10 protein-coding genes are annotated in these 13,115 nt (G+C 63.4%); all 10 read left to right on the top strand.

What is annotated here, in order from left to right:
- The first annotated feature begins 8 nt into the window (after positions 1-8).
- The 10 genes from GLL_RS14635 (at position 9) to GLL_RS14590 (ending at position 13,084) form a co-directional block, all read left to right on the top strand.
- Positions 9-758: an SDR family oxidoreductase gene (locus GLL_RS14635; protein ID WP_011142832.1), complete on the top strand. Its 750-nt coding sequence runs from the start codon at positions 9-11 to the stop codon at positions 756-758.
- Positions 759-840: 82 nt separating this feature from the next.
- Positions 841-1,077: a Mo-dependent nitrogenase C-terminal domain-containing protein gene (locus GLL_RS14630; protein ID WP_011142831.1), complete on the top strand. Its 237-nt coding sequence runs from the start codon at positions 841-843 to the stop codon at positions 1,075-1,077.
- Positions 1,078-1,116: 39 nt separating this feature from the next.
- Positions 1,117-2,109 (top strand): alcohol dehydrogenase catalytic domain-containing protein, encoded by a 993-nt coding sequence (locus tag GLL_RS14625; RefSeq protein WP_011142830.1) that lies wholly within the window; start codon positions 1,117-1,119, stop codon positions 2,107-2,109.
- 75 nt (positions 2,110-2,184) lie between these two features.
- The gene (locus GLL_RS14620; protein WP_011142829.1) at positions 2,185-3,009 is read left to right on the top strand and encodes an acetolactate decarboxylase; all 825 of its coding nucleotides are present in this window, start codon (positions 2,185-2,187) and stop codon (positions 3,007-3,009) included.
- A gap of 163 nt (positions 3,010-3,172) precedes the next feature.
- A complete protein-coding gene (budA, locus tag GLL_RS14615; RefSeq protein WP_164929117.1) occupies positions 3,173-4,036 on the top strand; it encodes an acetolactate decarboxylase in 864 nt (287 codons plus the stop codon).
- A gap of 47 nt (positions 4,037-4,083) precedes the next feature.
- On the top strand, positions 4,084-4,839 hold the full coding sequence (locus GLL_RS14610) for an SDR family oxidoreductase (RefSeq protein WP_011142827.1): 756 nt from the start codon (positions 4,084-4,086) through the stop codon (positions 4,837-4,839).
- Between the two features lie 20 nt (positions 4,840-4,859).
- Positions 4,860-7,460 (top strand): type I polyketide synthase, encoded by a 2,601-nt coding sequence (locus GLL_RS14605; RefSeq protein ID WP_164929116.1) that lies wholly within the window; start codon positions 4,860-4,862, stop codon positions 7,458-7,460.
- 46 nt (positions 7,461-7,506) lie between these two features.
- Complete coding sequence (locus tag GLL_RS14600; protein WP_011142825.1) at positions 7,507-9,174, top strand: PfaD family polyunsaturated fatty acid/polyketide biosynthesis protein; 1,668 nt, start codon at positions 7,507-7,509, stop codon at positions 9,172-9,174.
- Positions 9,175-9,179: 5 nt separating this feature from the next.
- Positions 9,180-9,497: an acyl carrier protein gene (locus GLL_RS14595; RefSeq protein ID WP_164929115.1), complete on the top strand. Its 318-nt coding sequence runs from the start codon at positions 9,180-9,182 to the stop codon at positions 9,495-9,497.
- Complete coding sequence (locus GLL_RS14590) at positions 9,485-13,084, top strand: type I polyketide synthase (RefSeq protein WP_011142823.1); 3,600 nt, start codon at positions 9,485-9,487, stop codon at positions 13,082-13,084. Before GLL_RS14595 ends, GLL_RS14590 begins: the two co-directional genes overlap by 13 nt.
- The last annotated feature ends 31 nt before the right edge of the window (positions 13,085-13,115 follow it).

Here is a 13,115-nt window from a genome sequence, read left to right as displayed (position 1 = left end):
GATTATCCATGGCACGATTTGCAGGCAAGGTTGCCGTCATTACCGGCGGCAGTGTGGGCATCGGACGGGCGACGGCGGTCGCTTTCGCCCGTGAGGGAGCAGCGGTGGTGGTGGCCAGCCGCCGCGCCGACGAGAGTGAAAAGACCGTGCAGCTTGTCAAAGACGCCGGCAGCGACAGCTTTTTCGTCCAGACCGACGTCACCCAGGCAGCCCAGATCGAGGCGATGGTTGAAAAAACGATGGCTGTCTATGGCCGCCTCGACTTTGCCTTTAACAACGCCGGCGTCGAGCAACAGCCATCTGCGCTGCCCGACCAGAGCGAGGCGCTTTTCGATTGGATCAGCGACATCAATTACAAAGGCACCTGGCTCTGCATGAAGTACGAAATTCCCCAAATGCTCAAAAACGGCGGCGGGGCGATCGTCAACATGTCCTCGATCGCCGGGGAGATCGGTTTTCCGGGCGTACCTATCTACACGGCCAGTAAGCACGCGGTGCTCGGCCTCACCAAGGCCGTCGCCCTCGAATACGCCAAATCCAATATCCGGGTGAACGCGGTCAGCCCCGGAGCCATCCACACCGACATGTACGAGCGCTTCGAGCCGGAAGTGCGCGAAACGCTTATCAATTTGCACCCGCTCGGCCGCCCGGGCAAACCGGAGGAAGTGGCACAGACCGTCCTTTTCTTGTGCTCGGAGGGTGCCGGGTATATCACCGGCCACTCGCTGATGATCGACGGCGGCTACGTCGCCCAGTAGGGCAGTGAGCGCCCGGCGCCGGGCCGGGCCGCAGCTCGGCGCCCCAGTTTCAAATGCGGCCGGTCGTCGTTGGGCCATCGCCATGTCACCCGTGCGCAAGCTTCAGCAGTGGTTGGATGCCTACGTGTTCACCGACAAGCAGACGGCTCGACTGGTCTGCCGGCTCATCCCGGCGACTTGCCCCTTTGCCAGGCGGGTGCGCCTCTTCGGCAGGGTGATCGACATCCCGCCTTTGTGCAAAATCAACCCCGTCTACGAGCAACTGGCCCATCTGCGCACCCGGGCGGTAGCTTACCTCGACCCGGATCGCAGCCTCTGACGTTGTCTTGAGATCACCCGCGACAGGAGCCCGTTCTCGATGAAAGCCGCCGTCGTTCCGAACCTGCACGGCCGTTGGGAAATCCGCGATCTGCCGATTCCCGAACCTGGGATCAACCAGGTACTCATCCGGATCAAAGCGAGCGGCCTGTGCTACACCGACATTCACATCACCGAAGGAGCCTGGCCCGCGGACAGCTTCCCGCGTACCCTCGGCCATGAACCAGTGGGCGAAATTGTCGCCCTCGGTGCCGGAGTACGCACGCGTCGCCTGGGCGATCGCGTCGGAGTGCCGTGGCTGCAGCTGGCCTGCGGGCGGTGCGAATGGTGTCGGCGCGGCAAAGCGCTCTTTTGCAAAGATCAACAGGGCACGGGCGTGCAGACCCAGGGCGGCCACGCCGAATATATGCTTGCCCAGGCCGAAGCGACCGTGCTGTTACCTGACGCCCTCGCTTACGAACAGGCGGCTTCGCTATTTTGCGCGGGCTACACCGTCTGGGCGGGGCTGCGCTTTGCCGACCCGAAACCCCACGAGCGCGTCGCAGTATTGGGCATCGGCGGTCTTGGGCACCTGGCGGTTCAGTACGGCAAGGCGGCGGGCTTCGAAACTTTCGCCATCACCCACTCGCCTTCGAAAGAAAAACTGGTGCGCTCGCTCGGGGCTGACGGGGTGTTTCCCTCCGGGGCCGCGCTGCGGGAGGCGGGGGGGGCCGATGTGATCCTCGCCTGCAGCAACTCGTATCGGGCGACCGGCGAAGCTTTGCAAGGGCTGCGCCCGGACGGCCGGTTGGTGCTGATGGGTCTTCCCAGCGACAACCAGACCCTCGCGGTGAGTGGCGATCTGCTGGTCAACCGCTGGCGGATCATCGGTTCGCAGCAAAACGGCCCGGAGCACCTTTTCGAAGCCCTCGACTACGCGGCTAAAGGCAAGGTCAAAGTCGTTGCCGAGACCTACTCGCTCGATGAAATCAACCTTGCTTTCGACCGGGTCTTCAGCGGTGATGTGCGCTTTCGCGCCGTGATCATCCCCTAAAGTCGTCTATTTCTTGCAATGGCAGTATCTGTTGCAAAACCGCTGTTCACACTTAAATTACAGAGGAGCTTGACCATGGACATTCGCAAAGTTTTTGTTGGTGATGGCAGTAAAAAGCGGAAAAAGTTGAAGGGAATCCTGCTTTTGTCGGGCCTCACTCTCGTCGGAGCAGTTACGCTCTCAGCATTTTCGGTTCCCAATTCGGTAAGTGATGATGTTGTCTTCCAAGCCTCGACGGCAGACGCGTTGTACTCATCTGTATTCGATGGATATATTACGTACGGCAAGCTGAAGCGAAACGGCGATTTCGGCTTGGGCGCACCCGATCACATTGACGGGGAAATCATGGCTATCGATGGCAAATACTATCAGTCTAAAACGGATGGCACCGTGAGGGAGACGGATGACGCCGAAACGGTTTCCTGGGCCACTGTCAAATTCTTTAAGCCCGAGAAGAGCTTTGATATTCTCCAACCTATCGATTGCGAGGATTTCAAGGCAACACTAGACAAAAAGCTTCCAACCGTCAATGTCTTCTATGCTATTAAGGTTGTAGGCGTCTTTGACTCTGTTCAGTATCAGAACTTCCCCAGAATGGAAAAGCCTTATGCATCCTTTTCGGAAGGTCTCGCAAATGCAGTCAACGAGGAAGTGAACGACGTCGAGGGAACGTTCATGGGTTTCCGTTTTCCCGAGAAAACTGCCCCAGATCTTAACGTTCCTCAATACCATCTTCATCTTCTTACAAATGATAAGCAAAATGCAGGGCACATCAATACCTGTAAAATCAGAAGGGCTCGCGTTTACATAGATGCTGCTTCTCAACTCAAAGTTGACCTCCCAAACACCTTGCCTTACTATCAATCTCCTCTCGACGGAGAGGTCATAGGCTCCGGTTAAAAACCGACGACTTAAGTGCTCGAATAACCACAAAGCTTCCTGCCCAATAAAACAATGCTTGACAGACATTAACCACAAGCTTTGTGACAACTTGGACTTTGATATTCCCTCGAAGTGATTTCGAACGCAATTTGTCTGCACTGTGTACCAGGAGTTTCAAGCGATGCGTTCTTTGAAGCAAAAACTGACCGTTGGGCTTTGCCTGCTGCTGGTAACTCTGTCGTTTCCGGCAGCCCTTTTTTCCCATCCTGTGCCGAACAACTCCCGCAAGCATGTGGTCTCCGGAAAATCTCTGCCTAAGCCGTCCAGCGATGTGATCCTCACCAACAAAGCTTCCGCCGACAGCCAGGACAACAACGACGTGGTTTTCACAGCCTCGATCTCCACAGCCATCTACTCCGCTCTGTACGACGGCGTGGTGACCTATGGAATGCTCAAGCGATTCGGCGATATGGGCCTGGGTGCCCCCGACCGCATCGACGGCGAAATGTTTGCCGTCGACGGCCGCTTCTACAACATCCTGGCCGACGGCAGCATCTACGAGCTGGCCGATTCAGAAAAAGCCTCGTGGGCGACGGTCAAATTCTTCAGACCCGACCGCATTTTGACTTTCGACAAGCCGATCAGCTGCCCGGATCTCTACGCCACACTCGACACCCTATATCCAACTCTCAACGTCATGTACGCCTTCCGGATCGACGGCGCTTTCAGTTATATGCAGACAGAAAGCACCCCCGGTCAGAGCAAACCCTACATTCCTTTTTTGGAGCTGCTCGCCCAGGCCACCCAGTTCTATAACTACGACGTCAAGGGGACAGTGGTCGGGTTCCGCTTCCCCGCCTACATGGAGCAGGTCAACGTCGGGGGCTACCACATGCACTTTCTCAGCGACGACAAGAAAGTGGGCGGCCACATCAAAGATTGCACGATGAACCGCGGCCGGGTAGCCATCGATGTCACCCACAAAGCCGATGTCATCGTTCCCCGCGACAAAGACTTTTACGAATCGCCCCTCGACGGTCCGTAGACACTCCACAACGGCCGTCGGCATTCAAGCTATTGAGGAGCAAGGCCATGGCACAGTTTAAAGGAAAGCGCGCCTGGATCACAGGCGCCAGCAGCGGGATTGGCGCTGCCACCGCGTTGACCCTGGCGGAGCGGAGGGCCGAAGTGGTACTCTCCGCCCGGCGACTCGACAGGCTCGAAAGCCTGGCCGCCAAAATCCGCCAGACAGGGGGCAAAGCGATGGTCCGGGAACTGAACGTGGCGGACCGGGCCGCCGTGCAAACCCTCGGTCGCGAGCTTGAAGCCAGTGGCGGAGTGGATATTCTCGTCAACAACGCCGGGCTGATGCCGCTTTCGCCCCTGCTCAAAGGCCGGGTCGACGAATGGGACGCGATCGTCGACATCAACATCAAAGGACTTCTCTACGTCACCCACGCCGTGCTGCCCGGCATGATCGCCCGCCGGCACGGCCACATCGTCAATATCGGCTCGGTCGCCGGGCAATTGACCTTCCCGGGGGGAGCCGTCTACTGTGACAGCAAATTCGCGGTGCGCGCCATCTCGGACGCGCTGCGCAAGGAAGTGCTCAGTTACGACATTCGCGTCACCGACATCCAGTCGGGTGCTGTCGATACCGAACTCATCGACTCGGTCAAAGACCCCGAGATCAAACAGGCGCCTACTTCAGAAGGCTCGTTCTTCGGGCCCGATGCCCGGATGCTGCAGGCGCAGGACATTGCCAACGCCATTTTGTACGCGCTGAGCCAACCGCTGCGGATGAACGTTTGCGAGTTGCTGGTGCGTCCGCTGTCCCAGGAATTTTGAATCGCCAGGATGTGCAACCGATGGAAACACAAACGCACCTGTCTCTGGCCATGGTCGGCATGGACATCGAGGGGGGCCTGGACGCCTTTGCCCACGACACCTACCTCGGGCATGACCACAAGTCGGCAGCGCCTAAGACCCCGCAACGCCGCCGCCCGGGTTTGGACATCGTTTTCGGAGCGCTGAACGATGCCGGGCTTTGCGAGCGACCGGAAGCAGTCGCCGTTCTGCTCACGGTGGACGCCGGGCAGGTTCCGGCCGGGCCGGAGATCCGTACTCGTTTCATGGCTGAGTACTTTGCCCGCTGCGGCCATTCGGTCGGTCCCATCTGCACCATCACTGAAGAGACCTCGGCGTTCAAAACCCTCGAAACGGCCCGCCAGTTGCTGACGGACGGGCAGGTCGAGGCCGTGGTCATCGGTGAAGGCAGAGGGCTCGACCCGGACGGCGGTGCTGCCGCTGTGAGCGCGGCGGTTGTCCTGAAGTTCCATACTGCGGCCCTGCGCGATCGCGATCGCATCTACGCCGTTATCGAAGCGTTCGCCCTGGTACCTCAGCTCGCAGGCGATGAGCCGGAACAAGCCGCTGTGGTCGCTTGCCGACAAGCCTTGATGTCTGCGGGTCTCCTGCCCGAGGCCATCGACTATCTGGCGGTGGTTTTACCTGAAATCAGCGGCAAGATGGGCGCGGGTTTCGCTCAGGTTTTCGGAGGTGCCGACTCCCCTTTGCATTACGCTTTGGGAGGCGGCCAAGACGGTGGCCTGCGCGCCGGGATCAGCAGCCTGATCCAGACCGCCCTCGCTATCTACTACCGGTTTTTGCCCGCCAGCCCGGCGTGGCCCGAGCAGGAACAACTGGCCAATTGGCAGGACGGCGGATTCTATACGATCTCTGAGTCGAGGCCGTGGCTCAGCCGCATCGACCGGCCGCGGCGGGCGGGGCTGCAGGCGGGCGAAGCCACAACGGCCGCCCATCTCATTCTGGCGGAGGCGACGGGTGTGTATCCGCGCGTCAGCCCGCTGCTCTCGCGGATGCCTTTGCAACTGCTGCTGCTGGCGGGGCAAGACCCGGGGGAGATCGAGGCCCGGTTGCAGGCCGTGCAAAGTGAGCTGGAAACGGTGGAGCACGTCGCGGCGATGGCCCGGCGGTACTTTGCGGCTTTTGCCGAGCAGCCTTCCAGCCCTTACGTACTGGCCCTGGTCGGCCGCAACCGGGACGAACTGCTGCGCGAGATCCAACGCGCCCGCAAAGGCATTCCCGAAGCCCGCACCGGGAATCGGGATTGGAAGACGCCGCTGGGCAGTTACTTCACCCCCGCGCCCCTCGGGGCGCAGGCGGGCATCGCCTTTGTGTATCCCGGCGCTTTCAACTCCTACCTGGGCCTCGGTCGCGACCTGCTGCCGCTGTTTCCGGATTGCCACCGCTTGCTGGAGCGGCTGACCGACGATCCGGGTCTGTTGCTCAGAGAAGCGCAGCTCTATCCGCGCAGCCTGGAACGCCTCTGCCGACGCCAGTTGGAGGCATTCGAAGCCCAGTTGGCCGAAGATCCGGTGGCGATGATCGAATCTGGGGTCGGTTTTGCCGTACTGCACACCGCCATTTTGCGCGGGTATTTCGGCATCGAACCCCAGGCCGCCTTCGGCTACAGCCTGGGGGAGACGAGCATGTTCTACGCGCTGGGCGCCTGGCAGCAGTGGGACAGCTACGCCGCCCTGCGCACTTCGCCGCTGTTTCGCACCGGGCTTTCGGGACCGATGCAGGTGCTGGAATCTTTCTGGGGCAAAGACCCAGACGCCCTGTGCTGGGGAACTTATGTGCTGATGGCCGCTCCCGAGCGGGTGCGCGAGCAGCTCAAAACCGAGGAGCGCGTCTTCCTCACCCACGTCAATACCCCCGAGGAGGTGGTGATTGCCGGTGAGGAAGCAGCTTGCCGCCGGGTGATCGCCGCCGTGGGTTGCGAATGTTTTCGCGCCCCGGCAAGCCACGTCCTGCACTGCCCGGCTATGGAGTCCGCCTATGCGGAGCTGTTGAGCCTGAGCGACCAACCGGTGCGCCCCGTACCCGGCGTCGCGTTTTATTGCGGCGCGTCGGGGTACGCGCCTGTCGTCCTCACCCCGGAGGCGGTCGCCCCGGCGGTCGCCGGGGGCATCTGCCGGCCGGTGGACTTTCGCCGGTTGATCGAGCAGACCTACGCCGACGGGGCCAGGATCTTTGTCGAACTCGGCCCGGCCAGCACCTGCTCGCGCTGGATCACCGAGACCCTCGGCGAGCGCGCCCATCTGGCCGTGTCCATCAACAAGCGGGGCACCGACGATCACACCGGCCTGGTGCAACTGCTGGCCAGGTTGGTCAGCCATCGGGTGGCGCTGGATCTGGCGCCGCTGTTTGGGGTGGCGTCGTCGGCCCAACCGCTTCAGGCGACCCCGGCCGCGCCCGTGCAGGTGCCCTTGCCTGCTCCGTTCCTCCGGCCCCGGCTTGAGCACGCGCTCTTGCTCTCTGAAGCCCACGGCAGCCATCTGCAGGCGCGGCAGGAGGGTCTTCAGCAAATCGGCGCCCTGGTGCAGTTGCAAATCGAGCTGGCGCGCCGGCTGGCGGCACCCGGCCGCAGCCCTCTGCGCTGATGGGTGGCCTACCGGACAACCGTTCTATTTCTCAAGGAGGCGCACCGTGCCACAATCCAACCGTCTCGAATATTTGGGTTTCTGCTTCAACCCCTACCAGTCCTGGGAAGGTCCGCTGGAGTCGGTTGCCTTCGACGAAGAGGCTATGCGGGCGATGGCGCTCGATGGGGACCGGCCGCTGTACGTCGTCAAAATCGACGAGCGCGTCGGCATGGCCCAAAGCGGCGGCCCCGCTCCCACCGGGCGCGGCAGGACCGCCACGGCCCAACTGCTCTTGAAGGCGCCGCCGCTGTTGCCCGAGCAACTCGGGGACGATCGCTTCCGGATCGATCACGGGGTCAAGTATGCCTATGTTACTGGGGCGATGGCCAACGGCATCGCTTCGGAGGAGATGGTGATTGCCCTCGGCCGCGAGCGCCTGCTCGGGTCGTTCGGGGCGGCCGGGCTGGTGCCTGAGCGCATCGAAGCGGCAATCCAGCGGATCCAGCAGGCGCTGCCGACGGGACCCTACGCATTCAACTTGATCCACAGCCCCAGCGAAGCGGCGATCGAGCGAGGGGCGGTCGATCTCTATCTCAAATACGCCGTGACGACGGTCGAAGCCTCGGCATTTATGGATCTCACCCCGAGCATCGTCCGCTACCGGGCAGCCGGGTTGAGTCGCCGGGGCGACGAGGTCGCGATCGGCAACAAGATCATCGCCAAAGTGTCCCGCCCGGAAGTGGCGACGCGCTTTTTGCAGCCCGCTCCGCACCCTGTGCTCAAACAACTGGTCGAAAGCGGCCAGATCAGCGAACTGCAGGCCCAACTGGCCGAGCAGGTGCCGATGTGCGACGACCTCACCGTCGAAGCCGACTCGGGCGGCCATACCGACAACCGGCCTCTGGTCTGCCTGCTGCCGGCCATCATCGCCCTGCGCGACGAGATCCAGGAGCGCTTCGGTTACACCCGGCCGGTGCGGGTGGGTGCAGCCGGCGGTATCGGCACCCCCCACGCGGTCCAGGCCGCCTTCGCGATGGGGGCCGCCTACGTGGTGACCGGTTCGGTCAACCAGGCGTGCACAGAAGCCGGCGCCTCCCGCCACACCAAGCAACTGCTGGCCCAGGCCGATCTGGCCGATGTGGCGATGGCCCCGGCCGCCGATATGTTCGAATTGGGCGTCAAGCTGCAGGTGCTCAAGCGGGGCACCCTGTTTGCCAGCCGTGCCCAGAAGCTTTTTGAGCTGTACAGAACCCACGAGTCGCTGGAAGCCATCCCCGGCCCCGAGCGCGAGAAGCTCGAAAAGCAAATCTTCCGCCAGCCTTTAGAGGCGATCTGGCGGGATACCGTCGCCTATTTCACAAGCCGCGATCCCGACCAGATCCAGCGGGCCACGGACAACCCCAAGCGCAAAATGGCGCTGGTTTTTCGCTGGTACCTGGGTCTTTCTTCGCGCTGGTCCAACACCGGTGAACCGGGCCGCGAGGCGGATTACCAGATCTGGTGCGGTCCGGCGATGGGTGCGTTCAACCATTGGGTAAAAACCACCTACCTCGCCGAGCCCGCCAACCGCAGCGTCCTGGACGTGGCCTGGCACCTGATGCGCGGAGCGGCTTTGCTGCAGCGCCTCGAAGGGATGCGCCTGCAGGGCCTGCGCATCCCGGGTTCCTGGAACCAGTACCGGCCCGTCGCCAGAGCTATGCAATCGAGTCGTGTTTTAGAGGTACACCGATGAGCCCGATGTCTTCCCAGTCCAGCCTCAAGCCGATCGCCGGCGCCGCCCTCATCCAGGAGTGGCTGAAAGCCAAACTGAGCGAGCGGCTGAAAATCTCCACCGAAGAGATCGACCCGGAGGAAACCTTCTCCAGCCACGGCCTCAGTTCGGCCCAGGCGCTGATCTTGCTGGCCCAACTGGAGGAGTGGCTCGATCTGCACCTGTCGCCGACGCTGTTCTGGAACCACCCGACCCTGGTGTCCTTCAGCCACCGGATCGCCGAGGAAGCTGCCGGCCCGGCCCACCCGAAGCCTGATCAAGGAGAGCCGCGATGGAAGCGATAGCGATTGTGGGCCTGGGCTGCCGTTTTCCCGGCGCTGCGAATCCTCTGGAGTATTGGCGGCTCTTGCGCGACGGTGTCGATGCGATCGCCGAGGTGCCCGCCGAGCGCTGGGACGTGGATGCTTTCTACGACCCGCAAGCGATCGCCCCCCGGACGATGAACACCCGCTGGGGCGGTTTCTTGGGCGGGGTCGATCGCTTCGACAACCAGTTTTTTGGGATCTCGGCCCGGGAAGCCCAGTACATGGACCCCCAGCAGCGGCTGCTACTGGAGGTGGCCTACGAAGCGCTCGAAAGCGCCGGTCAACCGCTCGAGCAGCTGGCGGGCAGCCAGACCGGCGTCTTTGTGGGCATCTGCAACAGCGATTACTACCGGCTCAATCTCAACCAGCCCGACGACATCGACGCCTACGCGAGCACCGGCGGCATCTACTGCATCGCCGCCAACCGTCTTTCCTACCTGCTGGATTTGCGGGGGCCGAGCCTGGCGGTCGACACGGCCTGTTCCTCCTCGCTGGTGGCGGTGCACCTGGCCTGCCAGAGTCTGCGCCGGGGCGAGTGCACCCTGGCGGTGGCCGCCGGTGTGCAGTTGATGCTGACCCCGGAGCTGAGCATATCGCTTGCCAAGGCGCACATGCTCTCCCCCGACGGCCGCTGCAAAACCTTCGACAGCCGGGCGAACGGCTACGTGCGCGGCGAAGGTTGCGGTGCAGTCATCCTCAAGCCCCTGACGCGCGCCCTGGGCGACGGTGACCCGATCCTCGCGATCATCCGCGGCACCGCCACCAATCAGGACGGGCGCAGCAACGGCCTCACCGCCCCCAACGGTTACGCCCAGCAGGCCGTCATCCGCGCAGCCCTGGCCGACGCCGGCATTCCCGCAGGCGAGATCGACTATGTCGAGGCCCACGGCACCGGTACCCCCTTAGGCGATCCGATCGAAGCGCTCGCCCTCGGCGCGGTGCTCGCCGAGGGCCGCCCCGCGGACCGGCCCTGCCGCGTCGGCTCGGCCAAGACCAACATCGGCCACCTCGAAGCGGCGGCGGGTATCGCCGGTCTCATCAAGGTGGTGCTGGCCCTCCAGCACCGGCTCCTCCCGCCCAATTTGCACTTCGAAGCGGCCAACCCGCATATCCCCTTCGATCGTCTGCCCCTCAGGGTGCAGGAACGCCTGGAACCCTGGCCGCGGCGGGAGGGACCGGCCAGGGCGGGGGTGAGTTCCTTCGGTTTCGGCGGCACCAACGCCCACATCGTCCTGCAGGAGGCGCCGGTGGGCGGCTTCGAAAGCTTGCCCGCGGACGACAGTCCCCAGCTGTTGCCCCTGTCCGCCCGCAGCGCCGAGGCCCTGCGGGATCTGGCGGACACTTTGCGCAGGCGGTTGGTGTCCGAACCGGAGACCGACGCCCTGGCGCAATGGTGCTACAGCGCGGGGGTCCGGCGCACCCACCACAGCCATCGCCTCTGCCTGGTCGCCCGCTCGCAGGCGGAACTGGCCGGGCACCTCGAAACCTGGCTGCAGGGCGTTACCCCCCCCGGCGGCAGCCAGGGGCGCAAGCTGCCCAGCCGTTCGCTGAAGGTGGCCTTTGTCTTCACGGGCCAGGGGCCGCAGTGGTGGGCGATGGGGCGGCAACTCTGGCAGCGCGAAGCGGTCTTTCGGCAAGTTTTCGGCGAGTGCGACCGCCTGATGGGCCGCTACGCCGACTGGTCGCTTGTGCAGGAACTGCTCGCCGAGAAGACCGAGTCGCGCCTGCAGGAAACCGAGATCGCCCAACCGGTCCTGTTCGCCCTGCAGGTGGCACTGGCGGCCCTCTGGCGTTCGTGGGGCGTCACCCCCGATGCGGTGGTCGGCCACAGCGTCGGTGAAGTGGCCGCCGCCTACGTGGCGGGCGCTTTGAATCTACCGGACGCATTGCAGTTGGTTTTTCGCCGGGCGCAACTGATGCAGCGCGCCACCGGGGCGGGCCGGATGGCCGCCGTCTGGCTGGGCCGCGCTGAGGTGGAACTGCTCATCGCCGCCTACGCGGGCCGGCTCTCCGTCGCCGCGCTCAACAGCCCCACCACGACGGTCCTCTCCGGCGAGGCCGACGCCCTGGCGGCCGTCCTCGAACAGCTTCAGCAACGGGGCGTGACCACCAAGATGCTGCCGGTCAACTACGCCTTCCACTGCCCCCAAATGGAACCGATGCGCCCGGAACTGATCGGATACCTCCACGATCTCAAGCCGCGAGCCGGGCAAATTCCCTTCTATTCGACGGTCACCGGCCAAATCCACCCTTGCAGCGACCTCGACGCCGAATACTGGGGCCGCAACCTGCGCGAAGCCGTCCAGTTTGCCGATGCGGTCGACGCGATGATCCAGAGCGGCCACCATATCTTTGTCGAAATCGGCCCGCACCCGGCCCTGGCCTCCGCCCTGGCCGAATGCCTGGAGCGCCGGGGGAAGCAGGGCGCCTGCCTGCCTTCGCTGCGGCGCTACGAGGATGAGCGGGCCACGATGCTCGCAAGCCTCGGACAACTGTATACCCTGGGCTGCCGCGTGGATTGGCGGCTTTTATACCCGCAGGGACCATTGCCGTTCGTCCCCCTACCTGCGTACCCATGGCAATGGCAGCGCTTCTGGCTTGAAAGCGCGAACGGTGCGCAGGCGAGCAACGGCCATGCTGCCAAGCGGTTCGCCGCAGTGGGCAACGGCCATCTGCCTGTCGGTCCGCCGCAGGCGACCGCACCCGCAGAAGTCTCACCCCGCGACGCGCTGCTTGCCGCTTCGCCCGCTGAGCGCCTGGTGCACCTGGGGGGTTATCTGCGCGAGAAGCTGGCCGCGGTGCTGCGCCAGCCGATGAACGCCGTGGATCCGCAGCAGCCGCTCACCCAGTTGGGTCTCGATTCGTTGATGGCGGTGGAACTGCGGGCGCGCGTGCTGGAGGACTTTCAGATCAATATCCCGATCAACCTGTTCTTTAACAACACGGGCCTCGGGCACTTGGCGGAGTTTTTGGCGGAGCAGACCCCGGCCGCCGAAGTCCCCGCCGCCGCCGTCCTCCCGCTGTTGGATCCGGCCGTGGGCATGCCTTGGTTTCGGGCCTGGCAGCAGGAGTTCGATCCGCGGCGCATCGAGCGCATCGATCGGCAGTTGGTCCACAAGGACTACGACCACAACGTGCTGTTGGCGCGCTTGAGCCGGGCGGACGAAAACACGGTGCTCGCCGAGATGGTTCAGGATCCGGCGCACCCGTTCTTCTACGAACACCCCAAAGACCACGTTCCGGGGCTCTATCTCGTTGAAGCCGCCCGCCAACTGGTGACGGCGCTTTCGCACGTCTACCACGGCGTGGCGATGGGCAAAGCCTTCATCCTCGACGAGATCCAGGCCCGCTTCCTGCGGCTTGCCGAGACGGACGCGCCCGTGTTCTTGATTGCCCGCAGCCGCGCTCCCGTCTACTCCCGGGGTGAGCTGCTGCAGATGCATAACGATCTGTGCCTGCTGCAAAACGAGGCGGTGGTGGCTGAGATGAGCTGCCTGTTTCGGGTCTTCGACCCGGTGGGCTACGACCACCTGCGCAGCCGCAAAAGCCAGGCCGTGCCCGGCTAGCCGGACTGCCATCGCGTTACGACGAGGAACA

Source organism: Gloeobacter violaceus PCC 7421, assembly GCF_000011385.1.
Taxonomy (GTDB): Bacteria; Cyanobacteriota; Cyanobacteriia; order Gloeobacterales; family Gloeobacteraceae; genus Gloeobacter; species Gloeobacter violaceus.
The sequence above is the reverse complement of the archived record's forward strand: the minus strand, read 5'-3'. Positions and strand labels throughout refer to the sequence as shown.